The 24,070-nt window shown below is 73.5% G+C and carries 18 protein-coding genes; 9 read left to right on the forward strand and 9 right to left on the reverse strand.

The window, feature by feature from the left end; translation table 11 throughout:
- Positions 1 to 43: 43 nt before the first annotated feature.
- On the forward strand, positions 44 to 1,498 hold the full coding sequence (locus NQ165_RS03385; RefSeq protein ID WP_257531276.1) for a zinc-dependent metalloprotease: 1,455 nt from the start codon (positions 44 to 46) through the stop codon (positions 1,496 to 1,498).
- Between the two features lie 770 nt (positions 1,499 to 2,268).
- On the opposite strand, the gene NQ165_RS03390 is transcribed toward NQ165_RS03385, so the two are convergent.
- Both NQ165_RS03390 and nudC read right to left on the reverse strand, forming a co-directional pair.
- Positions 2,269 to 4,026: an ATP-dependent helicase gene (locus NQ165_RS03390; protein ID WP_257531278.1), complete on the reverse strand. Its 1,758-nt coding sequence runs from the start codon at positions 4,024 to 4,026 to the stop codon at positions 2,269 to 2,271.
- A complete protein-coding gene (gene nudC, locus NQ165_RS03395; protein WP_257531280.1) occupies positions 4,023 to 4,937 on the reverse strand; it encodes an NAD(+) diphosphatase in 915 nt (304 codons plus the stop codon). Before nudC ends, NQ165_RS03390 begins: the two co-directional genes overlap by 4 nt.
- Before the next feature lie 65 nt (positions 4,938 to 5,002).
- Between nudC and NQ165_RS03400 the strand changes: the two genes are divergently transcribed.
- Positions 5,003 to 6,283 carry a phosphotransferase gene (locus tag NQ165_RS03400; RefSeq protein WP_257531282.1) on the forward strand — a complete coding sequence of 427 codons (1,281 nt, stop codon included), beginning with the start codon at positions 5,003 to 5,005 and terminating at the stop codon, positions 6,281 to 6,283.
- A 43-nt stretch (positions 6,284 to 6,326) separates the two neighbouring features.
- Here the strand turns inward: NQ165_RS03400 and NQ165_RS03405 are convergent, their stop codons facing one another.
- A complete protein-coding gene (locus NQ165_RS03405) occupies positions 6,327 to 9,614 on the reverse strand; it encodes an ATP-dependent DNA helicase (protein WP_257531284.1) in 3,288 nt (1,095 codons plus the stop codon).
- Complete coding sequence (locus NQ165_RS03410; RefSeq protein WP_257531286.1) at positions 9,611 to 12,757, reverse strand: ATP-dependent DNA helicase; 3,147 nt, start codon at positions 12,755 to 12,757, stop codon at positions 9,611 to 9,613. The genes NQ165_RS03405 and NQ165_RS03410 overlap by 4 nt, the downstream gene beginning before the upstream one ends.
- Positions 12,758 to 12,913: 156 nt before the next feature.
- On the opposite strand from NQ165_RS03410, the gene NQ165_RS03415 reads away from it, so the two are divergent.
- Together NQ165_RS03415 and NQ165_RS03420 are read left to right on the forward strand one after the other, a co-directional pair.
- Positions 12,914 to 13,138 carry a DUF3107 domain-containing protein gene (locus NQ165_RS03415; protein WP_257531288.1) on the forward strand — a complete coding sequence of 75 codons (225 nt, stop codon included), beginning with the start codon at positions 12,914 to 12,916 and terminating at the stop codon, positions 13,136 to 13,138.
- 3 nt (positions 13,139 to 13,141) lie between these two features.
- On the forward strand, positions 13,142 to 13,432 hold the full coding sequence (locus NQ165_RS03420; protein ID WP_257531290.1) for a hypothetical protein: 291 nt from the start codon (positions 13,142 to 13,144) through the stop codon (positions 13,430 to 13,432).
- A gap of 36 nt (positions 13,433 to 13,468) precedes the next feature.
- On the opposite strand, the gene NQ165_RS03425 is transcribed toward NQ165_RS03420, so the two are convergent.
- The gene (locus tag NQ165_RS03425) at positions 13,469 to 14,185 is read right to left on the reverse strand and encodes a ferritin-like domain-containing protein (RefSeq protein ID WP_257531292.1); all 717 of its coding nucleotides are present in this window, start codon (positions 14,183 to 14,185) and stop codon (positions 13,469 to 13,471) included.
- A gap of 152 nt (positions 14,186 to 14,337) precedes the next feature.
- Here NQ165_RS03425 and NQ165_RS03430 point away from each other — a divergent pair, with 152 nt between their 5' ends.
- Entirely contained in the window at positions 14,338 to 15,789 is a 1,452-nt protein-coding gene (locus NQ165_RS03430) for a DEAD/DEAH box helicase (protein WP_257531294.1), read from the forward strand.
- A gap of 107 nt (positions 15,790 to 15,896) precedes the next feature.
- Positions 15,897 to 16,319: a PLDc N-terminal domain-containing protein gene (locus NQ165_RS03435; RefSeq protein WP_257531751.1), complete on the forward strand. Its 423-nt coding sequence runs from the start codon at positions 15,897 to 15,899 to the stop codon at positions 16,317 to 16,319.
- 20 nt (positions 16,320 to 16,339) lie between these two features.
- Here the strand turns inward: NQ165_RS03435 and NQ165_RS03440 are convergent, their stop codons facing one another.
- Both NQ165_RS03440 and NQ165_RS03445 read right to left on the reverse strand, forming a co-directional pair.
- Entirely contained in the window at positions 16,340 to 17,260 is a 921-nt protein-coding gene (locus tag NQ165_RS03440) for a PfkB family carbohydrate kinase (RefSeq protein ID WP_257531296.1), read from the reverse strand.
- A gap of 60 nt (positions 17,261 to 17,320) precedes the next feature.
- Positions 17,321 to 18,187 carry a PHP domain-containing protein gene (locus NQ165_RS03445; protein WP_257531298.1) on the reverse strand — a complete coding sequence of 289 codons (867 nt, stop codon included), beginning with the start codon at positions 18,185 to 18,187 and terminating at the stop codon, positions 17,321 to 17,323.
- A gap of 81 nt (positions 18,188 to 18,268) precedes the next feature.
- On the opposite strand from NQ165_RS03445, the gene NQ165_RS03450 reads away from it, so the two are divergent.
- The 3 genes from NQ165_RS03450 to NQ165_RS03460 all read left to right on the forward strand — a co-directional run bounded on the left by NQ165_RS03450 (position 18,269) and on the right by NQ165_RS03460 (position 22,617).
- Positions 18,269 to 19,285: an endonuclease/exonuclease/phosphatase family protein gene (locus NQ165_RS03450; protein ID WP_257531299.1), complete on the forward strand. Its 1,017-nt coding sequence runs from the start codon at positions 18,269 to 18,271 to the stop codon at positions 19,283 to 19,285.
- A gap of 40 nt (positions 19,286 to 19,325) precedes the next feature.
- On the forward strand, positions 19,326 to 20,747 hold the full coding sequence (locus tag NQ165_RS03455; RefSeq protein ID WP_257531301.1) for an aminopeptidase P family protein: 1,422 nt from the start codon (positions 19,326 to 19,328) through the stop codon (positions 20,745 to 20,747).
- Between the two features lie 67 nt (positions 20,748 to 20,814).
- Entirely contained in the window at positions 20,815 to 22,617 is a 1,803-nt protein-coding gene (locus NQ165_RS03460; protein WP_257531303.1) for a gamma-glutamyltransferase family protein, read from the forward strand.
- A 48-nt stretch (positions 22,618 to 22,665) separates the two neighbouring features.
- Here NQ165_RS03460 and NQ165_RS03465 read toward each other — a convergent pair whose 3' ends face one another.
- Positions 22,666 to 23,328, reverse strand: coding sequence for an alpha/beta family hydrolase (locus NQ165_RS03465; protein ID WP_257531305.1), 663 nt, complete (start codon positions 23,326 to 23,328; stop codon positions 22,666 to 22,668).
- Entirely contained in the window at positions 23,328 to 24,041 is a 714-nt protein-coding gene (locus tag NQ165_RS03470) for a general stress protein (protein ID WP_257531307.1), read from the reverse strand. Before NQ165_RS03470 ends, NQ165_RS03465 begins: the two co-directional genes overlap by 1 nt.
- Positions 24,042 to 24,070 lie beyond the last annotated feature (29 nt).

Here is a 24,070-nt window from a genome sequence, read left to right on the forward strand (position 1 = left end):
AGCGTAGAACGGGACATCCCCCACCTGCTGAAAGGCGCCCGACATGGCCGACGGCGAAGACCGCTCCCCCGAGGACGAGTTCCAGGAACTGATGCGTCAGCTGTTCGGCGGGCAGCCGGGGGCGCTGGATCCCGATCAGCTCGCGAGACTGTCGGGAATGGGCATCGACCCCGCCATGATGGCGACGGTCATGCAGAACCTGCGCGGCATGTTCGCGCAGGCGCCCGCGGACGGGATTCCCTGGGACATGGCCAAACGTCAGGCGCTGCACATCGCCAACCAGGGCGGCCTGGGCATCAGCAACACCGAGCGCGCCGACCTGGGTGAGGCATTCACCCTGGCGACGCTCTGGCTGAGCGAGGCCACCACCATCTCCGAGCTCTCCGCCCCCGCCCGCACCCTCACGCGCGGTGGCTGGGTGGAGGCGACCCTGCCGGTGTGGCAGGAGCTTGCCGAACCGGTGGCGCTGAGCATCGCCGATGCGCTCACGGACGCACTGGACGAGCAGGTGCCCGAGGAGATGCGCGCGGTCGTGCAGGGCGCAGGCAAGCTGATGCGCACCGTCGGCGGGTCGCTCTTCGCCGCTCAGCTGGGCGCCGTCGTGGGGCGACTGTCGACCGAGGTGGTCAGCGGCGGCGATGTGGGCCTTCCGGTCATGCCCGCCGGCGAGGCGGCGATCCTGCCGCAGAATTTCGCCGACTTCGGCCGCGACCTCGGCATCGCCGACGACCAGCTGGCCCTCTACCTCGCGACCCGTGAGCTCGCCCACGCGCGCCTGTTCCGCCACGCCAAATGGCTGCGCCTGCACGTCATCACCCAGGTGACCGAGTTCGCCCGCGGCATCCGTGTGGACACCTCGGCGCTGGAGGACCTCGCGGCGCGCTTCGACCCCTCGCAGCCCGAGGAGCTGCGTCAGGCTCTCGAAAGCGGCGCCCTCCTCCCCCAGCGCACCGAGGCGCAGACCGCCGCGCTCGGTCGCTTGGAGACCCTTCTGGCGCTCATCGAGGGCTGGGTCGACGTCGTCACCGACGACGCCACGGCGCGTCTGCCCGAGGCCTACCGCATCGCCGAGGTCGTGCGTCGCCGTCGCGCCGTGGGCGGGCCTGCCGAGCAGGCGCTCGGATCGCTCGTGGGGCTGGAAGTGCGACCGCGGCGCCTGCGCGAAGCCGCCGCGATGTGGCGCTCCGTGACCGACGCCGTGGGCATCGCCGGCCGCGACTCGCTGTGGGACTACCCCGACCTCATGCCCGGCGCCGCCGACATCGACGACCCCGCAGCGCTCGTCGCCCGCATGCAGGCGCACGCCCGGGGCGACGAACCCGAACGCGACGCGATGGACGAAGCACTCGAAGCGCTGCTGAACGATGCTCAGGCGGATGCCGCAGGCGGCGGCGCCGGGGCACCGGCGGATGGCGGAACCGAGGACGGAGCGGGCGACACGGACGGGGCGGCCGAGGACGACCCCGACGGTGACGCCGCCGGGCCCCGCCCGGTCTGACCCAGCGCCTCCTCCCCAGCGGGGCGCGCACCCGGCGGGGTGGGGACGCTGTGGACAGCCGCCCCGGCGGGCGCGGTCAGCGACGCACAATCGGCTCATGCTCCGACTGGACCCCCGGCATCCCCCGCTCTGGCGCAGCGAGACCAGCCTGCAGTTCGGCGTCGACGCCGTCGTCGTGCTCGACGACCTCGCCCCGTGGGAGGAGCGGATGATCGCCGTCCTCGCCGGCGGCATCCCGACTGCGGCGTACGACGCGTGCGCGCGTGCCTTCGGTGCGGACCGGAGCGCCGCGCTGCGGCTGCGCCGGGCGCTCGAACCGGTGCTGGGCGGGCGCGACGAGCCGCCACCGCCGGCGGTGCGGGTGGAGCTGCCCCACGACTTCCCGGGCGACCTCGCCGACGCCATCGTCGACGCCTTCGCCGAGACGGGCGCCGCGGCCGAGCTCGCCCCGTGGTGGGAGCTGCCCGCACGTGCGGTCGATGCGGGACCGCCGGTTGTGGCCGTCGGGGCCTACCTCCTCGACCCCCGGCGCGTGACGCGGTTCATGCGGGACGACATCGCGCACCTGCCGCTGCTGCTCGGCTCCGACCGGGTGCACGTCGGGCCCGTCGTCCACCCCGGCCGCACCGCCTGCCTGTCTTGCCTCCACGCGCACCGGCGTGACACCGATCCGGCCTGGCCCGCCGTCGCCGCCCAGGCCCTGGCGCTGCCCGTCCCGGCGACACCCCGGAGCATCCTCTACGACGCGGCGGTCATCGCCCGCCGGCTCGTCAGCGCGAGACCGGGCCGCGCGAGCCGGTCGGCGACGATCCACGCCCGCCACGCCCGCCCGACGTGGCACGCGCATCTGCCGCACGCAGACTGCCTGTGCCGATCTCCCGCACGAAGCGCGACACCGCTCGCTCCCGTTGTCCCGTTCCCCGCGCCCACGACAGCGAGAGGGTCTGCGCGGCGCGCGTGATTCCGACATAGGCGAGGCGCCGCTCCTCGTCGATGGTCTCGAGCGTCGTGGCGTAGGAGATCGGCAGCAGCCCCTCGGCCATGCCGATCAGGTGCACGTGCTTCCACTCCAGGCCCTTCGCAGCGTGCAGGGTGGCCAGCGTGACCGTGCGCAGCGACGGCTCGTGCTGATCCTTCGCGCGGGCGATGAGGTCGTCGGTGAAGGTGCGCAGCGTGGTTCCTGCCGGCGCCTCCTCGGCCAGCCGCAGGATCGCCGCCCGCGCCTCCCACGAGTCGCGCACCGCACCGCCGGCCGGCGGAGGCTCGTCGGTGAGCCCGGCCCGACGCAGGATGTCGCGCACCGTCGGCAGGAAGGCGGTGTCCAGCGGCGCGACCGTCGCGCCGCGCAGCTCGAGGATCGCCTGACGCACTTCGGGCAGATCGAAGAACCGCTTGCCGCCGAGCACCGTCGCCGCGATCTGCCGCTCGGCCAGGGCGGCGAGGATCGACGCGGACTGTGCGTTCGCGCGGTACAGCACGGCGATGTCGTCCGGATCGGTGCCGGCGGCGATCTGGGCCGCCACGGCACGGGCGACGCCCGCGGCTTCGGCCGCGTCGTCGGGATAGCTCGTCACCGTCGGGGTGGGTCCCGGCTCCTCCCCCGAGGCGGCGACGAGCGAGAGGGCGCCGGGACGGTCCCGCATGAGGTCGTTGGCCACGGCGAGGACCGCGGCATCCGACCGGTAGTTGCGCTCGAGCCGCACCACCCGGGCGTCGGGATGCCGCTCGGCGAAGCCCAGCAGGTACTGCGGATCGGCGCCGGCGAAGGAGTACACGGTCTGGCTGGCATCGCCGACGACGCACAGGTCGCGCCGCTCGCCGAGCCACAGTTCGAGCAGGCGATACTGCACCGGAGAGACGTCCTGGAACTCGTCCACCGTGAAGTGGCGGTACTGTTCGCGCACGGCGGCCGCCACGTGCGGCTCGGTCTCGATCATGCCCGCGCAGGCCAGCAGCACGTCCTCGAAGTCCAGCTGGTGGCGCTCGTCCTTCAGCTTCTCGTAGGAGCGCTGCAGATCGACCACCTGGGACACGTCGAGTCCGGCCACTCCCCGCGGGCGGGCGAGGGCGTACTCCTCGATGCTGCGCATCGTGACCTTCCGCCACTCGATCTCGGCGGCGACGTCACGGAGGGCGGCCGGTCCGGGATCGAAGCCCAGCGCGTCGGAGGCATGCGCGAGCATGCGCACTTTGCCGTTGACGATCGACGGGGCGCTGCCGCCGGCCAGCTGCGGCCAGAAGAAGTTCAGCTGTGCCAGGGCGGCGGCGTGGAACGTGCGGGCGGAGACGCCGGGCACCCCGAGCGCCCGCAGCCGTCCGCGCAGTTCGCCCGCTGCCTTGGTCGTGAACGTCACGGCCATGACCCGACCGGGCGAGTACGCCCCGGTGTCGACACCGTGGGCGATGCGGTGCGTGATGACGCGGGTCTTGCCGGTGCCCGCACCGGCAAGAACGCACACCGGCCCGCGCAGCGCGGTCGCCGCGGTCAACTGCGTCTCGTCGAGCCCGGCGAGGGGATCGATGCTCACCGTGCCTCCGCGTGCCACTGGGTGATCAGGCGACGGGCGATGGACGCAGGGCCGGGGAGAAGGACCTCTCCCCCACCGCCCAGGGCCGCACCGATCTCGGCGCGGTCGAACCAGCGCACCGCGACGATCTCCTCGCCGTCGGCCCGCGCGGCATGCTCGTCGTCGGCGACGGCGTGGAAGCCCAGCATGAGGGAGCGCGGATACGGCCAGGCCTGGGACCCCCCGTACCGCACCTGCGACAGCCGCACGCCCGCCTCCTCGTGCACCTCGCGGGCCACCGCCGACTCCAGCGACTCGCCCGCCTCGACGAACCCCGCGAACGTGGAGTACCGGTTCTGCTGCGCCCACAGCGCGTTCGACCCCAGCAGCAGGCGCTTCCGGTCGGGGCTGCTGACGGCGACGATGACGGCGGGATCGGTGCGCGGGAAGTGCTGACGCCCGCAGCCGGTGCACGTGCGCGCCCAGCCCGAGGAGTGCACGCGAGTGGCCGACCCGCACGCGGGACAGAACGGCGCGTCGACGAGCCACCGCCCCAGGCTCAGCCCCGTCGCGAACGCGGGCGCGTCGACCCCGGCGAGATCGCCCCCGACGGTCCGCAGCGCACCCCAGCGCTCCCACCGGTGGGGCACGGGGGCGTCTGCGGCGACGGCGGCCAGCAGCAGCGCCGCACCATCGGCGTCGCGTCCGAGGAACGCCCAGTGCACCGCCGGGCCCTCCGGCTGAGCGGGCGTCACCCAGGCGATGGCGGCGTCGGATGCCAGCGGCACGCGGTCGCCGTGCAGCACCAGGACACGGGTGCCGGCATCGGCGCGCAGACGGTCGATGAGTCCCTCGTCGGCGCGTTCCTCCGCGGCGCGGTCGAGCCCGGAGGCAAGCGGCCACAGGGGCTGCGGGCTGTCGGGCACCGTCATCCAGGACCTTCCTTGCGGGCGTGGCGCGGGGGTGATCGGAGCGCGCGCAACCTACCCTGGTGGGCATGGCACGCTCACCCTTCACTCTAGCCGCGTCGGTCACGTCGGCCCTCCCCCGGGCGGTCGTCGTCGGAGTGGGTGAGTTGACCGAAGGCGCCGCCGGCCGCTTCGACGCGGCGGTCGCCGACCTCGATGACGGTCGCCGCGTCGTCGTGCGCGTCCCCACCTCCGCCGACGCCGCCGACGAACTGGCCGCGCAGGTGCGTGTGCTGCGGGCCCTGTCCGCCGGCGTCCGCGGCGTGCTGCCCTTCCGAGCCCCCGAGGTGCTGGGCGAGGCTGGCCTGGGCGCATCCCGTGTCGTGGTGTGCGACCTGCTGCCGGGCTACCGGGTCGAGGCCGCCCACGTGCCGCCCGGGCGCGGTGTGGCCGAGTCGCTCGGAGCGGCGATCGCCGATGTGCACGCGCTGCCGACGTCGGTCGTCCGCGACGCCGGACTGCCCTCGCGCACGCCGGCTCAGGTGCGCGACGAAGCCGAGCGGATGCTGGACCGCGCCGAGGCGACCGGGCTGCTGCCCTTCGCCCTGCTGCGCCGGTGGAGCACGGCGCTGGCGGCAGACGCGCTCTGGCGCTTCGAGGCCGCCGTCACCCTCGGCGGCGTCGAGCCCACGGCGTTCCTCCTCGAAGACGTCGACGACATCCCCACCGTGACCGGCCTGCTCGACTGGCACGGCCTCAGCGTCGGAGACCCCGCCGCCGACCTGAAGTGGCTCGCGAGCGCTCCCACCGCAGCGGAGGACGTCTACGGCGGCTACCTGACGCGCGCGCACCGGGCACCGGATGCCCGCCTGCGCGACCGCGCCCGGCTCCACGCCGAGCTGGAGTTCGCCAAGTGGCTCGTTCACGGCCACGCCGCGGGCAGCGAGAGCGTGGTGGCCGACGCCGTCGCGCTGCTGGAGTCGCTGGCCGAGGGGGTCGGCGAGACGCCCCTGGTGTCCACCGACGCCGTCGACGTCGACGACGCCCTCGCGAGCGTCGGCCGCATGTCCGACGCGACCGGCGAGATCGTCGACACCTCGATGCAGACCGATGCCTACGACCCCTCGACGCTGTCGATGTTCGCGCAGGACACCGCCGCCGACGACGGCGACCCGGCCGCGCAGGTCACCCAGCCCCTCGAACTCTCACTGTTCTCCGACGATGACGCCGGTTCCCCGGCGCCGCGCTCGGCGGGCACGGACCACGGCATGGACGATGCGCTGCCTTCCGAGGATCCCGGCTCGGCGCACGAGCAGGAGCGGGACGAGTCCGCGCGCAACGCGCTGCGCCGCTGGCGCGCCGCCGAGTAGCTCCCGCGCTCCGGCGCTCCCGCGGTCCCGGCCGTGCCCCGGGTCAGCCGCGCAGCACCACGCCGTCGGCGACGTACACCAGCGCCACGTCGATGTCTTCCAGCGGCACCCCGTGCTTGGCGTGATACGCCTGCCGGTACAGCTCCAGCTGCACCATGCGTTCACGGCGCTCGTCGTCGTTGCGCGGCGGACGCCCGGTCTTCCAGTCGACGATCTCGATGCGATCGGCGCGCCGGTAGACGGCGTCGAGCTTGCAGATGATGACGTGCTCGCGCCCATCGGGGCCGGGCATGGTGAAGTCGATCTCGGTTTCCACGGCGATGGGCCGCAGGGGCGCCCACTCCGTGGCCGCGAAGGCGTCCTTCAGCGCGGCCATCGCCTCGGCGTCGTCAGCCGACAGCCCCACGCCCCCGTCGGCCGCCTCGTCGTCGAGCTCCCACAGGGCGTCGTCGGCGGAGGAGCCCGCACCCACCAGCCCGGACCGGTGCTCGACCCACGCGTGGAAGAGGGTGCCCAGCCGGGTCTGGCGGTAGGGACGCTCGGGCAGCGGCCGCGCGATGGCGGCGACGGTGCCGGCGAAATCGGCGATGAAGTCCTTGTAGCGCGACGCCGGAATGCGCGTCGGCGCGGAGCGCACCCGGTCGGCGGCGCGTGCCGCCCGCTCGGCCAGCAGCAGTTCCAGCTCGGGCTGCGGCTCGACCGGCTCGGCTTTCCTCGCCCGCGCGACCGCCGTCGCAGCGGCCTGCACGGCGGGGCGCCGAGCACCCAGCGGGTCGATCGGCCAGCTCAGCAGCCGCCGCTCGCCGAGGTAGGGGTTCTCGCCGGCCTCCGGCGCCGGCGGCTCGAGGTGCAGGGCCTCGGCCATCTCCCGCAGGAACACGCTGGGTTCCCGGGCGCTGCGCGTCCCCGACCAGCTCGACCCGGACAGCAGCAGGTGATCGCGGGCGCGCGTCACGGCGACGTAGGCCAAGCGCCTGTCCTCCTCGAGCTGGCGGGCGCGTTGATCGGCGACGAACTGCTCGAGTGATGCCTTGAGCGCCTGCTGGGTGGGCGCGTCCTGCCTCGACCACTGCAGGCGCGGCAGCCACGGCGCGTCGCCGCGGAACTCGTAGGGCAGCACGCCGAAGCCGAGCCACCCCTTGGTGTCCTTCGCCGCGGTGGGCAGCTCGTCGGTGACCAGGCGCACCACGGCGACGGCATCCCACTCGAGCCCCTTCGAGCCGTGGATGGTGAGCAGCTGCACCACGTCGTCCTCGGGCGGCTCGGTGCGCGGAGCGAACTCGTCGAGCTTCTCGGCGTGGTCGAGCCATGCCAGCAGGCTCGAGAGCGACCCGGTCTCGTCGGCGGCGAGGAAGCCGTGCAGCTCGTCCACGAACGCGCGCAGCTGCTCGTTCGCGATGCGGGCAGGGCCCCGGGCCTCGTTCGCCGCGAGCTCCACGTCCAGCCGCAGCTCCAGCTCGATCAGCCGCACGAGTTCGGGGATGGGCAGTCGCGCCGCCCGGCGCAGGCCGGCGAAGACCGCGCCCGCCTCCCGCAGCCGCTCGCGGGCGGCGGGGGTGAATCCCGCCAGCCAGCCGTGGTCGGCGGGGTGGCGCAGCACGAAGTCGAGGGCGTCGATGAGCGAACCCTGGTCCTCGCCCGCCGAACCGCGCAGCCGCTCGGCGACATCGGGGTCCAGCGGCTGCAGCGCGTGGTCGTGCCGCACGATGCGGCGCGCCAGTTGCGCCAGGGCGCGGAGGTCCGCCAGGCCGATCGCCCACCGGGGACCCGACAGCAGCCGGATGAGCGAGGAACCGGCCGTCGGATCAGCGATGACCCGCAGCGCGGAGACGACGTCCACGACCTCCGGCGTCGACAGCAGGCCGCCGAGTCCCAGGATGCGGTGAGGGATGCCGCGGCGACCGAGGGCGTCGGCGAAGCGCACCATGTGCTTCTTGCTGCGGAAGAGGATCGCCCCGGTCGTCGGCCTGCCCGCCCGGGCGCGCTGACGACGGACGTCCTCGAACCACGCCGCCACGCGATCGGTCTCGGCATCCAGGTCGTCCTCGAACGCGATGCGCACGTCGCCGTCCGGGGCTCCGGGGCGGGCGAGCAGCTCGTCCACCGGCACGGGGGCGCCCGCCGACAGCGGTTCGAGCACGGCGTTCGCGGCCGTGAGCACCTGCCGGCTGTTGCGCCAGCTCGTGCGCAGCGCGAACCGTCCGCTGGCGCCGCCGTCGGCGAACGCCCGCGCGAAGTCCCCCAGGTTGCCGGCGCTGGCGCCGCGCCAGCCGTAGATCGACTGGTGGGGGTCGCCCACCGCCATCACCCCGGTGCCGCGGAAGAGCGTCGCCAGCAGGTCGGTCTGCACGACCGAGGTGTCCTGGTACTCGTCCAGCAGCACCACCCGGTAACGGTCGCGCAGCTCGTCGGCGACGGCCGGGTGGCTGCCGACCACTTCGAGTGCGCCGGCGACCTGGTCGGAGAAGTCGATGACGCCCAGCCGCGCCTTCTGCCGCCCGTACTCGGCGGCGAGGTCCGCCAGCAGCGACAGCGCGTCCACTTTGTCGGCCGCCCGCGCCACATCGGCGTACACGACGGTGCGACGATTCTCCGATGGCCGCTCCAGCACGTCGGCGAAGCGGTCGGGGAACGCGGCGAGGTCGGGCAGCGGAACGAGGTTGTCGACGCTGTCGCGGGCGATGCGCAGCGCCGCATCGATGAGGGTGCGCACCGATTCGCCGCGCTCCTCGAGCCGCGGATCGTCGGAGGAGAGCACGACCCGCCGCATCAGCAGCCAGGCGGCGGAGTCGCTGAGCACGGCCGCCTCGCCGTCGCGCCCGATGCGCACGGCGTGCTCGCGCACGATGGCGTCGGCGAAGCTGTTGTAGGTCGCGACGGTGGGCCGCAGGAGGAGCGATTCGTCGTCACCGCCGGGGGCGACGGCGCCGGTGTGCGCCGTCAGTGCCGCCAGGGCGGCCCGGCGCTCGGCGTCCGTCGTCGCGGCGGCGAAGACGTCGAGCCGGCCCTCCGCGTGCAGCCGCGGCAGGTGGGGCACGAGACCACGCCGCTCGAACTCGGCGAGGCGCTGCAGCCGGCGCTGGATGCGCTCGGCGAGTTCGCCCGCCGCTTTGCGCGTGAAGGTGAGGCCGAGCACCTGGTCGCGCCGGACGAGCCCGTTGGCCACGAGCCACACGACGCGTCCGGCCATCGTCTCGGTCTTGCCGCTGCCGGCCCCGGCGACGACGAGGCCGGGCTGCAGCGATGATTCGATGACGGCGGCCTGCTCGGGCGTCGGCGGGAACTGCCCGAGCGCTGCGGCGATGACGTGGGCGGGGATGACGGTGCTCACGAGCTCACCGCTCCGATCGTGTGGATGCGGCACAGGCCGTAGGAATGCTCATCACGGCAGTGCTCCTCGTAGGGGGCGACGAACGCGTCGCCGCGCATGACCTCGACGGCGGCGACGACGCGGGAGACGAACGCGGCACGGGATTCGTCGTCGAACGGCAGCTGCCGGGGTGTCACGTAGTCCTTGGATGCCGCGGACGGGCGCAGCACGAGAAGCTTGGCGCCGCCGGGGCGGGCGCCTTCCGGCGCGGGCACGGCTCCGGTCTCGAACGCCAGCTGATAGGCCGCCAGCTGCGGGTTGTCGGCGACGGCCTTGTCGGTCTGCGGCTCGGTCTTGCCTGTCTTGAGATCGACGATGACCACCTGACCGTCGGGGCCGATCTCGACGCGGTCGATGTAGCCGCTGAGCAGGGCGCCGTGCTCTGCGGCATCGGGAAGCGCGATCGGCACCTCGAAGTGCGGTTCCGCGCTGACCAGACGCACCCCGTCGCGCTCGGCGTCGCGCAGGTAGCGGTGGAGCCGGCGGACGAGGTCGCGGGCGCGGGTCTGCTCGGCGCGCGCGCGCCACACGGCGTCGAACTCGAGTTCGCCCCAGCGCTGCGCCACGATGTCCCACAGCCCCTCTTCGTCCAGACCCGCCCCGTGCTCGAGCGCGGCGTGGATCAGGGTTCCGAGGCCGGCGACCGAGCCCCCCGGGTCGCCTCCCAGGTCGCCGATGACCCAGTTGACCTGGCACTCCTCCAGCGCCTGCAGCCGCGACGGCGAGACGCGCACGTCTTCCTTCTCGAGGTCCCGCAGCGGCGCGGTGGAGGTGGGCCCGGCAACGCCGTACCACTGTGCCGGATCGGCTCCGGCGACGCCCGCGTCGGCGAGCAGGGCCAGCTGGCCCGGGGCGGCCGCGCGTGCCGCAGCCGGTGCGGCGACATCGGTGAGCGCTCGACGGTGCAGCGCCACGAGCCCACGCAGGGTGAGCGGATGCTCCGCTTCACGCGGAGCCGGCTCCGGATCGGGCAGCAGCTCGAACAGCACGCTCGGCCCGGTGTCGTCGTCGTCCACAGCCGTCACGATCAGTCGCGAGGTCGCACGGGAGACCGCACGGGCGAACAGCCTCAGCTCGTCGTGCATCGCCTGGCGCCGGCGATCGAGCACATCGGTGGCATCGTCGCCCGCGACCGCACCCGCGAGCCGCCACGTCTCCAGCAGGCTCCCGCGCAGGCGGGTGTTGGGCCAGACGCCCTCCTGCACACCCGCCACCACCACGGTGTCGAACTCCAGGCCGAGCGAACCCGCGGGGGTGAGCACCCGCACGGATGCCTCGGGGGGCGGTGCGGTGAGGCGGTCCTCGGCCACGTCGCTGTCGAGGATGCTGCGGACGAACGCCAGCGGCGGCGCACCGTCCTCACGCTCGACCGCGCGCTTGGCGGCTTGGAACAGCGCCACCACGGCGTCGAGGTCGCGGTTGGCCTGCTCGGCGAGCGGTCCGTGCCCGGCGGCGGCCTCGGCCCACGGGGCCTGCAGTCCCGACCGCTCCCACGCCGTCCACAGCATCTCGTGCACCGTGGCTCCCGCCGCGTGCTGCGAAGCGAGACTCTCAAGGGTGCGCGCCGCCCGCGCGGCGCGGCGTGCCTCCCTGGTGTCGACGAGGTCGAGTTCGAGCGGACGCGCCATGCCGGACACCACCAGCTCCTGCCCGCCGCGCTCCCCGCCGGCGACCAGCTCCGCCTGGCGCAGGGCTGTGCGCAGCCGCCGCAGCTCGACGGGGTCCATTCCGCCGGCGATGCCCAGCAGCACGTCGGCGACGTCGTCGTAGGCCCACTCCGAAGACGGACGGGCGGACAGCTCGAGCAGTCGCAGCAGGTCGCGCACGGGGCGCAGCACCCCCAGGGCCCGACCGGGACCGCTGGCACGGGCGGGCACCTCCCGCGCGCTCAACTCCGCTTCCAGCGCGGCGACCTGACGGGTGTCGTGGGCGATGACGGCGCACCGATCCCACGCCACCCCGTCCCGCAGGTGACGCTCGCGCAGCAGGCGCGCGATGGCGTCGAACTCCTCGGACGGAGAGCGCAGCGCGAACGCACGCACCGTGGCATCCGGTACGACGGTGTCGTCCGGGTCTGCCGGGCGCAGGCGATGGCTGACGATGCCGACAGCGCCGATGCGCTCGGTGACCGCCGCCAGCAGCGCCCGTTGCGCGGGAGAGCCGCGATGGGCGCCGGTGAGCACGATCGGGTCCGCCGCTGCGGCCAGGCGCGCGAAGTTGCGCGGCGAGGCCCCCCGGAAGCTGCCCGAACCGACGTCGGGATCGCCGAACGCCGTCACGGCGATCCCCAGGGCGCGGCACGCCTCCAGCAGCTCCACGCCGCCGAGGGTGAGCTCCTGCGCGTCGTCGACGAGCACCACCCGCACCCCGGCGAAGGCGCCGAGCGCCGGTGCACCGGGAGCGCTCGTGCGCAGGATGCCGACGGCTTCGCGCACGAGTCCCGCAGCGTCGCGATGCGCTCCCCGCATGTCGGCGCGGACACGCTCGTACTCGATCGCGAAAGAGGCCAGCGACCGCCAGGCCGGCAGCTGCAGCCGCTCCCCCAGCGCGTGCAGGCGCGACGGGGCGACGCCGAGCGTCGTGCACTCGGCGAGGAAGGTGCGCACCTCGGCCCGGAACCCGGCCGTCGACCGGATGGGGGCGGGCAGCCATTCCGGCCACCGCGACGAGCCGGTGGCTTCGTCGTCGGCGTCACCGGCGAGCAGCTCCTGCACCAGCTGGTCTTCGTCGGCGCCGGTGAGCAGCTGCGGAGGCTCGGCACCCGCATGCACTTCGGCTCCGCGCACCAGTTGGAACGCCAGCGACGCCACCGAGCGTGCGAGCGGGCCGGCGGTCGCCCGCCCGATCGCCAGGGCGAGGCGATCGCGCAGCAGCGTGGCCGCGGTGCGACTGGCCGTGAGCACGACGATAGCGTCGGGATCGACCCCCGCCTGCACGAGCGCGTGCACGCGCGCCACGAGGGTCGCCGTCTTGCCGGTTCCGGGCGCGCCGACGACCACCGCCGAGGCACCGGGCTCGAGGGCCAGCACGCGGCGCTGAGCGGAGTCCGGGACGAAGGCGGCGTCGGTGCCGGCTTCGGGTGCCGGCTGCTGAGTCTGTCGCATCGCATGCCACGCTAACCCGCCCCGGCGACATCGCCCGACGCACGGCCCCGTTCGCCGACAGCGAGCGGCCGCGTCGGCGCCGCCTCGCGGGTGCCGCCGTGTCGTAGAGTCGGAATGCGCCCGCGGCGATGGCCGGGGCCGGAAAGGCAGTCACCCGTGGAGATCCGCATCGGCATCGTCAACACCGGCCGTGAGCTCGGCTTCGAGACCAACGAGTCGGCCGACGCCGTCAAGAGCTCGGTCGCGCAGGCTCTGGAGTCCGGCGCCACCCACGTCAGCTTCGCCGACGTGAAGGGCAACTCCTACATCGTGCCCACCGCGACCCTCGCCTACATCGAGATCGGCACCGAGGAGTCGCGCCGCATCGGCTTCGTCGGCTGACCCGTGCAGATCCTTCTCGCCCTCATCGCCGGGGTGGTCGTCGGCTTCGGCGCGCACTTCGCCGTCGGCGGCCGCGACACCCGTGGCGCGGGCCTCGCCCCTGTCTTCGGCGCAGCGATCGCCGGCGTGGTCTGGACGGCGATGACCTGGGCCGGAGCGGGCATCGACACCCCGTGGATCTGGCTGGCCTCGTTCGCCGCGCCGGCGGTCGTGCTCTTCCCCCTGCTCCCCGTGCTCACCCGGCGCCGTCTGCGCGACGATGAGGCGGAGCGCGCGCGGCTGCGGATCGGCTGAGCGTCCGCGGCGTCGGATCCGTCTCCGCGAGACGCCTCAGGCGTCGAGGCCCATCGCACCCATGCGGCGCGAGTGGGCGGCCAGCAGGTCGGTGAAGACCGGCTCCACCTTCTTCTCGTCGGCCTCGTCGAGGGCCGACGGACGCAGTGCCGCGCGTGCCACCAGAAGCGTGTCGCCCACGAGGCGTCGCCCCCACAGCGCCAGCAGCGAACGCCACTCCTCGTCGGAGGCGATGGCGGCCACGATCATGTCCTGGATGGCCTGCCGGTCGTCCGCCGCGCCGAGGATGCCGGCGGCCTCGCGACCGGTCTCGCCGTAGCTCGATGCCAGCGCGAGGTAGAAGTCGTCGAGCATCCCGGCGGTGATGTGCACCGAGAGCATCGTCTCCAGCGGCCGGGCGCCGTGCGTCGCACGCCGGAACGCGTCGAGCTGCTCCCGGAACGGGAGCATGATCTCCAGCGCGTCGTCGCCGCGGTCGCGGATGAGGCGCACGAGTCCCCGGTGCTTGAGCAGCGCGGCGCCGGCCGCGAGCGACAGCGACTCCTTCTGCGCCAGCTCGGGGGTCGGGGCGATGAGCGCGCTCAGCGTCTCGAAGTACCCCAGCTGCAGATAGGCGGCCTGCCCGAGGAACGTGTCGACGTCGGGCGCGAGCGCTTCGAAGTCGACACGACGGGCGCCGCCGGCATCGCCGCGCGAGCGCAGGGAGAGCGTGCGCGCCGCAGGACGCGTGCGCTGGAAGAACCACCGGGCCACGGTCCCACGATACGCACCCGCAGGGGCGTTCGAGCATCTCCGGTAGGCTGGAAGTGCCCCGGCAATGGATCGGGGCCCCGCGCCTCCGGCTGAGTGAAAGGCGTGGACCCACTCATCCCGGCGGACTCTCACCGCCAGACAGGCTCAATATCGTGACGACTTTCGCCGAACTCGGCGTCGATCAGGACATCGTCGACACCCTCGCCGCCCGCGGCATCGTGGACGCGTTCCCGATCCAGGAGCAGACGATCCCCCTCGGCCTCCCCGGCCAGGACATCATCGGCCAGGCCAAGACCGGCACGGGCAAGACCTTCGGCTTCGGCATCCCGGTGGTGCAGCGCCTCGGACCGGACCCCGCCCCCGGCGTGAAGGCCCTGATCGTCGTCCCCACCCGCGAGCTGTGCGTCCAGGTCTACGAGGACATGGACATGCTCACCTCCGGCCGCTCCACGAGCGTCGTGGCGATCTACGGCGGCAAGGCCTACGAGGGCCAGATCGACCAGCTGAAGGCCGGCGCGCAGATCGTCGTGGGCACCCCCGGGCGCCTCATCGACCTGGCCAACCAGCGCCTGCTCGATCTCTCGCACGCCACCGAGGTGGTGCTGGACGAGGCCGACAAGATGCTCGACCTCGGCTTCCTCCCCGACATCGAGAAGATCTTCTCGAAGGTCCCGCCGGTGCGTCACACGCAGCTGTTCTCGGCGACCATGCCCGGCCCGATCGTGGCGATGGCGCGCCGGTTCATGTCGAACCCCATCCACATCCGCGCCACCGACCCGGACGAGGGTCTGACGCAGGCGAACATCAAGCACCTCGTCTACCGGGCCCACTCGCTGGACAAGGACGAGATCATCGCCCGCATCCTGCAGTCCGAGGGCCGTGGCAAGACGGTGATCTTCACCCGCACGAAGCGCGCCGCCCAGAAGCTGTCCGACGAGCTCAGCGACCGCGGCTTCAACACCGCCTCGGTGCACGGCGACATGAGCCAGGAGGCGCGCGAGCGCTCGATGGCCGCGTTCAAGGCCGGCAAGAAGGACGTGCTCATCGCCACCGACGTCGCCGCCCGCGGCATCGACGTCGACGATGTCACCCACGTCATCAACCACACCATCCCCGACGATGAGAAGACCTACCTGCACCGCGCCGGCCGCACCGGCCGCGCGGGCAAGACCGGCATCGCCGTGACCTTCGTCGACTGGGACGACCTGCACAAGTGGGCCCTCATCAACCGGGCGCTGGAGTTCGGTCAGCCGGAGCCGGTCGAGACGTACTCGTCCAGCCCGCACCTGTTCACCGATCTGGACATCCCCGCGGGCACCAAGGGACGCATCGTCACGGCGCCGCGCACCCAGGCCGTCAAGACGCAGGATGCCACCGCCCGCACCGGCGGCACGGGCAGCACCGATCCCGCCCGTCGGCGTCGCCGTCGCCGCGGCGAGGGCGAGGGCGAGGAGCGCACCGCATCGGGCGCCGAGCCCACGCGCGACACGGAGGGCGGCGGCACGCACGACGGCGCTGGCAAGGAGCACCACGACGGCAAGGCCGCGCCCCGCCGCCGCCGGCGGCGCCGGGGTTCCGGCACGGGCGCACCCACCGCGCCCTGAGCCAGCGGACCGCCTCGAACCGCCCCGTTCCCCGCGCGCAGCGGCGGGTCTAGAGTGAGCGCCGACGGCGCACTGCGCGTCGTCGGCGACGAAGGGCGGTGATCCCCGTGCGTTTCATCGACGTGGTGGAGTATCAGGGTTTCTGGGGCTCGTTCTGGGATCTCATCTGGTGGTTCCTGTCGGCGCTCATCTTCATCGCCTACCTCTTCGCCCTGTTCGCGATCATCAGCGATCTGTTCCGCGACCACCAGCTGAGCGGCGGGTGGAAGGCGGTGTGGATCTTCTTCCTCATCTTCTTCCCGATCATCACGGCGCTGGTGTACCTCATCGCGCGCGGCGGCGGCATGGCCGACCGCAGCGCGCGGGCGGCCGAGTCGGCGCGCGATGCTCAGGCGGCCTACATCCAGTCGGTCGCGGGAACCAGCCCCAGCCCCAGCGAGGAGATCGCCAAGGCCAAGCGCCTGCTCGACGAGGGCACCATCACCCCGGCCGAGTACGAGTCGCTGAAGGCCCGCGCCCTCGCGGGCTGACGATCCCGGGGCGCCGTCGCTCAGGCCATCGGGGGTGCGGCGCGCAGCTCCGCCGCCCAGGGCGGGTCGGCGCCAGGACGCGACACGGTGATCGCTGCGGCGGCGGCGCAGCGTCGCAGCAGCGCCTCGAGCTCTCCGCTGCTCCACCCGGCGATGCGGGCGCGGGCGTCCGCCGCCGTCGGGGCGTGCAGCTCCGCGATGAGCGCGGCCATCACCGTGTCACCCGCGCCGACGGTGTCCACGACCTGCACTCGTGCGGCCGGCACCTCGACCGCTCCCGAACCGTGCACCGCGTACAGCCCGTCAGCGCCTTCGGTGACGACCACCAGTGCCGGTCCGGCCGCCGCCCAGTCCGCCGCCGCCTGTCGGTGATCCTCACCCGGATGCAGCCAGTCGAGGTCCTCGCCGCTGACCTTCACGACGTCCGACAGGGCGACCAGGCGGGCGACGCGCGTGCGCACGTCGTCGGGATCCGTGATCAGCGACGGCCGGATGTTGGGGTCGTAAGTGACCACCGCGTGCTCCCGGGCCGCGTCGAGCGCCGCCGCGACGACGTCGGCGCCGGGGCGCAGCACGGCGGCGATCGAACCCGCGTGCACGACAGGGGCCGTCGACGTGGACCACGGCTGCGGCGCCCAGACGATGTCGAACGCGTAGGACGCCGCACCCTCGGCATCCAGGCGTGCCACAGCGGTGGACGTGCGCGCGGGGACGCCGGGAACGCGCACCGCCACCCCGGACCCGCTGAGCCACGCGCGCACGGCCCGGCCGTGGTCGTCGTCGGCGAGCTGGGTGACCAGCTCTGCGGCCAGCCCGCGCCGCGCGAGCGCCAGGGCGACGTTGGCGGGACTGCCACCGGGACTCGTGCGGATGCCGTCGGGCGCATGGACGATGTCGACGAGTGCCTCGCCGATCACGGTGACGTCAGGGCCGGTGGGCATGGGGCGTCCTCTCTGCTGACCCTGCGGCCGCGGTGCGGCCCGGGGAATGCGCCGCGCGCGTCACGGGTACACCGGGGTGCTGCCCGTGGCGCGATCGATGATGCGGGCGACCATCTCATCGGACGTCGTGTGCTCGCCCGGCAGATTCGGCTTGCCCAGACCGTGGTAGTCGCTCGAGCCGGTGACGATGAGGTCATGGCGCCGCGCGAAGTCGGCGAGCACCGCCGCGCCCTCCGGGGAGTTCTCCCGGTGGCCGAGCTCGACCCCGCCGAGGCCGAGACCCACCAGTTCTTCATAGAGCGACAGCGGCATCATGCGCCCGCGCCCGGCGGGGTGGGCGATGACCGGCACGCCCCCGGCACCGGCGATGAGCGAGACGGCGGTGGCGACGTCGGGCGCGTAGTGCGGCACGTAATAGTCGCCGCCGGGGGCGAGGATGCCCGCGAACGCGTCGCTGCGGTCGGCGGCGAGACCCCGCGCGACCAGCGCGTCGGCGATGTGGGGGCGGCCCACGGTCGCACCTTCCCCGGTCTGCTCCACCACGTCGTCCCACGTCAGGTCGTAGTCGCGAGCGATGCCGGCGACGATCCGCTCCGCGCGACCGATGCGAGCGGTCCGGATGCGGTCGGTCTCGGCCCGCAGCGCCGGGTCGTCCGGATCGAAGAGGTAGCCGAGCACGTGCACGCTGCGCCACTCGTGGGTGCTGCTGAGCTCCATCCCCGGCAGGAACGTGATCCCGAGCGAGGTCGCGGCCTCCGCGGCCTCGGCCCAGCCGGCGGTGGTGTCGTGGTCGGTGAGCGACACGGTCCGCAGCCCTCGCCGATGCACGGCCTGCATCACCTGGGCCGGCGGCTCGGTGCCGTCGGAGTGCACGGAGTGCAGATGAAGGTCGCTGGGCCCCTCGACGCGTCGCCGTCCTGCACTCACCCTCCGAGCGTACCGGCGCGACACGCGCACGGCGGGTGCGTCGTCGGTCGATCTCCCAGGGTGCTGTCATAGAGTCGCGACGTGCTGCGTCTGACCGGGATCCTCCTGACGGTCCTGTTCGCGATCGGCGCCGCGATCGTGACATGGCCGTCCTTCTTCCGTGTGGAGCGGATGTTCCCGATCGCCCAGATCGTCGCCTTCCGTCCGCTCATCGTGCTGGCGTTCGCGACGATGCTCCTGCTGGCGCTCCTGCTGGCGCTGGCCCGACCGATGCGCGCCTTCGCGCTGTCGATCGCCACGGTGTGCCTCCTCGCCGCCGGCGCCGGCGCCGTGATGGTCGCGGAACGCGGAGTGGGCGCAGAAGCCCTCCCGGCCAAGGGCGAGACGAGCCTGCGCGTGATGACCTGGAACACCGCCGGGGGTGAGGCCACCGCTCCCGAGAAGATCGCCCAGACGGCCGTCACGATGGAGGCGGACGTCGTCGCCCTGCCGGAGACGACCATCGAGACCGGCTCGGCGGTGGCCGAGGCGATGCGCGAGATGGGGCACCCGATGTGGGCGCACCACACCAAGCACGGGCTGTGGGATGCCTCGTCGACCACCCTGCTCATCTCACCGGACCTCGGCGACTACGCCGTGATCGAGTCGTCCCGCGACGGCTCCAGCAACACCTCGGTCGTGCCGAGCGCCGTCGCGATGCCGGTGGACGGCAGCGGGCCGATCATCGTCGCCGCCCACGCCGTCGCGCCCCGCCAGAACGCCATGCAGGCGTGGCGCGACGATCTGCAGTGGCTCGCCGACCAGTGCGCCGCCGATGACGTCATCATGGCCGGGGACTTCAACGCCACCATCGACCACATGCTGCGCATGGGCGTCGACGGCGGGCACCTCGGCCGCTGCCGCGACGCCGCCGCCGACAGCGGCACCGGGGCCGCCGGCACCTGGCCGACCGACGTGCCCTCCCTCATCGGCTCCCCCATCGACCACGTCATGACGACGGATGCCTGGACCGTGAGCGGCTCCGTCGTGCTGACGTCCATGGACGGCGTCGGCAGCGATCACCGCCCCCTGGTGGTGCAGCTGGAGCCGGCGGGCTGATTCTCACTGCTCTCACGTCTGCAGGTGGGACACTGGAAGCATGAACTCGTCAGGCGACAGCGGCACGACCGCGACCGAACCGCAGCAGACCGACACCAGCACCAACCGGCGTCAGAACTACGGCCAGGGCTTCCTGGACACGATCTCGACCGGCTGGGCCGAGCGTCCCGCCATCCTCCCCGAGGAGCGCGCGCAGGCGCCCTATGCCGCACGGCGGCGGGCGGCGCTGTCCGAGGCGTTCCCCGGTCAGCGGCTCGTGGTGCCCGCCGGCTCGCTCAAGCAGCGCAGCAACGACACCGACTACCCCTTCCGGGCGCACTCGGCGTTCTCCCACCTCACCGGGTGGGGCGCCGACAGCCAGCCCGACGCGGTGCTGGTGTTCGAGCCCACCGACGACGGCCACGACGTGACCCTGTACTTCCGGGAGCGCGCCGACCGCACGACGGCGGAGTTCTACTCCGACGCCTCGATCGGCGAGTTCTGGATCGGCCCGCGCCCCGACCTCGACGGCGTCGCCGGGGAGCTCGGCATCGCCACCGCACACCTCGACGACTTCGCCGCAGGCGACGACGACCTCGTCGTCGGCGAGGATGCCGACCTCACCCGCGTCGTCTCCGAGATGCGGCTGATCAAGGACGACTACGAGATCGCGCAGATGCGCCTCGCGGTCGAGGTCACCGCCGACGGGTTCGACGACATCGTCGCCAACCTCCCGCGCATCATCGAGCATCCCCGCGGCGAACGGGTGGTCGAGGGCGTGTTCCACCAGCGGGCGCGCAGCGACGGCAACGCGGTGGGTTACGACACGATCGCGGCATCCGGACCCCACGCCTGCTACCTGCACTGGACCCGCAACGACGGGGCGGTGCTGCCGGGCGACCTCATCCTCATCGACGCCGGCGCCGAGGTCGACAGCCTCTACACCGCCGACATCACGCGCACGCTGCCGGTGTCGGGGACCTTCACCGACATCCAGCGGCGCATCTACGAGACCGTGCGCGAGGCGGCGGATGCCGCGTTCGCGGCGGCCCGGCCCGGCGTCACCTTCCGCACCCTCCACGAGACGGCGCTGGCCGTGCTCGCGCGCCGCACGGCGGAGTGGGGTCTGCTGCCGGTGACGGCCGAGGAGGCCCTCGACGCCGACACCGGCGGCCACCACCGCCGCTACATGGTGCACGGCACGAGCCACCACCTGGGCATCGACGTGCACGACTGCGCGCAGGCGCGGCGCGAGATGTACTACGACGGCATCCTGCAGCCGGGCATGGTGTTCACCATCGAGCCCGGACTGTACTTCCAGATCGATGACACCACCGTGCCCGAGGAGTACCGCGGCATCGGCGTGCGCATCGAGGACGACATCCTCATGACCGAGGACGGCCCGGTCAACCTCTCCGCGGGCATCCCGCGCACGGCCGACGAGGTCGAGGCCTGGATCGCCGGCGAGAAGCCGGCGCGATGACCGCGGGTCGCGCGGGCGCGCACCGCGAGCACGACGCGCCGCGCCCGCGCGACCGGGATCGCCGCGCGTGAGCTTCACGCCGCCGCCGGCGTTCACCACGCGGCCGACCCTCGAGGGCACCTTCGGCATGGCCGCCTCGACGCACGCCACCGCGACGGCGGTGGCGCAGTCCGTGCTCGAGCGCGGCGGCAATGCGTTCGACGCGGTCGTCGCGGGCGGCTTCGTGCTGCACGTGGTCGAGCCTCACCTCAACGGCCCCGGCGGCGACCTGGTCGGGATCTTCCAGCGCGGGGATGCCGACGCCGGCGCACCCACGGTGCTGATGGGCCAGGGGCCGGCTCCCGCGGGGGCGTCGATCCCGCACCTGCGCGGTGAGGGGCTCGACCTCGTCCCCGGTGCCGGTGGCCTCGCCGCGGCCGTGCCCGGCGCGGTGGATGCGTGGCTGCTGCTGCTGCGCGACCACGGCACGTGGGAGGTCGGCGACGTGCTCGCCTACGCGATCGGCTACGCGCGTGACGGGCATCCGCTGCTCGCGGCGGTCTCGGCGACCATCGAGCGGGTGTCGGGGCTGTTCCGCGACGCCTGGCCGAGCTCCGCAGAGCTGTGGATGCCGGAGGGTGTCGTGCCCGCCGCCGGCGACCTGGTGCGCAACCCCGCCTATGCGACGGTGCTCGAGGGTCTCGTCGCCGCGGGCTCCGCCGCACCCGACCGGCGGGGCCGCATCGACGCCGCACGGCGCGAATGGAAGACCGGGCTCGTCGCGCAGGCGGCATCCGCCTTCCTCGCCACCCCCCACCGGCACTCGTCCGGGACCGATCACGCGGGAGTGATCACCCCGGCCGACTTCGCCGGCTTCGACGCCGGGTACGAGCCGGCGGTGTCGGCGCGGTTCCGCGGTCACACGGTCGCCAAGGCGGGCCCGTGGACCCAGGGCCCCGCGCTGCTGGAGGCGCTGCGCATCCTCGACGGCTTCGACGACGACGCGCTGGACCCGGCGACCGCGCACGGCGCGCACACCATCGTCGAGGCGCTCAAGCTCGCCCTCGCCGATCGCGACGCCTACTTCGGGGACGACGGCGACGACGGGCTCGTCGCGGCGCTGCTGTCGGAGGACTACATCGCCTCCCGGCGCCGCCAGATCGGCGACCGCGCGTCGCACGAGTGGCGACCGGGGACGCTGCCCGGCCGGCATCCGTTCCGCCCGCCCCTGCGCACCGATACCGGCGAGACGGCCGCCGTGGCCGGCGCCGGTGAGCCGACCGTCGCGAGGTCGGGGCAGACGCGCGGCGACACCTGCCACATCGACGTCGTCGACCGGTGGGGCAACATCGTGGCGGTGACCCCGTCGGGCGGCTGGCTGCAGTCCTCGCCCACTGTGCCCGAGCTCGGCTTCTGCCTCGGCACGCGACTGCAGATGACCTGGCTCGACGAGCAGTCGCCGTCGGCCCTCCGCCCCGGCCGTCGTCCCCGCACCACGCTGACCCCGACCCTGGTGCTGCGCGACGGTGCTGCCGTGATGGCGTGCGGCACGCCGGGCGGAGACCAGCAGGAGCAGTGGCAGCTGCCCATGCTCGCACGGATGCTCGCCGGCGGGTACTCCGCGCAGCAGGCCATCGACGCGCCCACGCTGCACACGACCGCGCTGATCGACTCGTTCTGGCCGCGCACGTGGACACCGGCGGGCGTCATCGCCGAGGACCGGCTCGAGGACGACGTGCTGGCCGGACTGGCGGAGCGCGGCCACGACGTGACGCGGTCGGGTCCCTGGGCCCTCGGACGACTGAGCGGTGTCGGCATCGACCGCAGCCGTGGCGTGCTGTGGGCAGCCGCCAACCCCCGCGGCATGCAGGGGTACGCCGCCGGGCGCTGAACGCCGCGGCGGCGCCGAAACGCCCCTCAGCGCGGATGGTGCGCGGCCTCAGGCGTGCGTGCGCATCCACCCGGCGACGTCGGCGGCCAGCTGCTCGCCGATCTCGTCGGCGGGCCGCCGGCGTCCCTTCACCTCGAAGGAGTGGTTGCCGCCCTCGATCCAGTGCACCGACGCGTCGCGGCACGTCGCCACCGCCTGCTGCAGCTGCTCGTGCGGATCGACGAACGGATCGTTCGTGCCCTCGACGAACAGCTGCGGCGGCGTCACCCGCGGCAGATGATCGACGCGCGGCTTATCGGGGCGCCCCGGGGGGTGCAGCGGGTAGCCGAGGTAGACCAGTCCCGTGGGGGCGATCATCCCGTCGGCCGCGGCGAGCGACGCCATGCGCCCGCCATAGGACTTGCCCGCCGCCCAGAGCGGCAGGTCCGGGTGCAGCTCCCGCAGCGTGGCCTCGGCCGCCTGCCATGTCACCACGGCCGCAGCGGGCGGTCCCGGCATGCGCCGGCCGGCCTCCACGTAGGGGAAGTTGAAGCGCAGCGTCGCGACGCCCGCAGCGACCATCCCCCGGGTGAAGCCCACCAGGAAGGGATGCCGGTAGCCGGCGCCTGCGCCGTGTGCCACCGCCATCGCCGCCCACGGGGAAGGCGGCGACTCGGCATCCGCCGAGACGACCGTATCGCCCGAAGGCAGCGAGACGACCGGCGACGGCATCAGAAGCCCGCGGCGCCGCCGTCGGATCCGCCGGCGCTCCCGCCGTCAGCACCGGCGTCCGTCGGGGATGCCGCGTCGGCGTCCCCGTTCTGCCGGGGCGGGGTGATCCGCTCGCCGTAGCGCGGCGGTTCGCTGGGGTCCATCGGGGGTGGGGGCACCGGAGCGGCAGGGCGCGGAGGCAGCGGCGCCGAGCCGGGTGCCGCTGCGGCGCCGGCCGGCGTCCCAGCAGGCGCCGCAGCGGGAGCTCCCGCGCGACCGAGCACCTGCCGGGCCTTGTGCACGCTGGCCGCCTGCACGGTGACCTCATAGCGCTCCGCCGCGACCTGCGTGATCGAGGCGTAGTCGCGGCGGCGACGGATGAACGAGTACGCGATGATGCTCATCAGCATGCCGACGGCGATGCCGACGAGCAGCACACCGGCGAACAGCTGGATGGGAACCTCCGGTGCGCCGAGCACGAAGATCGCCGCGAACAGCAGGCCCAGCAGCAGGCCGTTGGTGGCCCCCTGACGAGCGGCGGTGGCGTAGCCGAGACGGCCCGTCACCTTCTCGATCGACCGCAGTCCCTGACCGACGATCGTGATGTCCCGCGCGGGCACATCCGCGGCGATCATCGTCGAGACGGCCTTCTGTGCGGCCTCGTACGAGGTGAACACCGCGACGGTCTCCCCCACCGCGTTGCGCCCCGATCCGAACGCGCCCATCATGCTCATCCCCCCATCTTCGCACGCGTCCGCGCGGC

Source organism: Microbacterium sp. zg.Y1084 (assembly GCF_024623595.1).
GTDB lineage: Bacteria > Actinomycetota > Actinomycetes > Actinomycetales > Microbacteriaceae > Microbacterium > Microbacterium wangruii.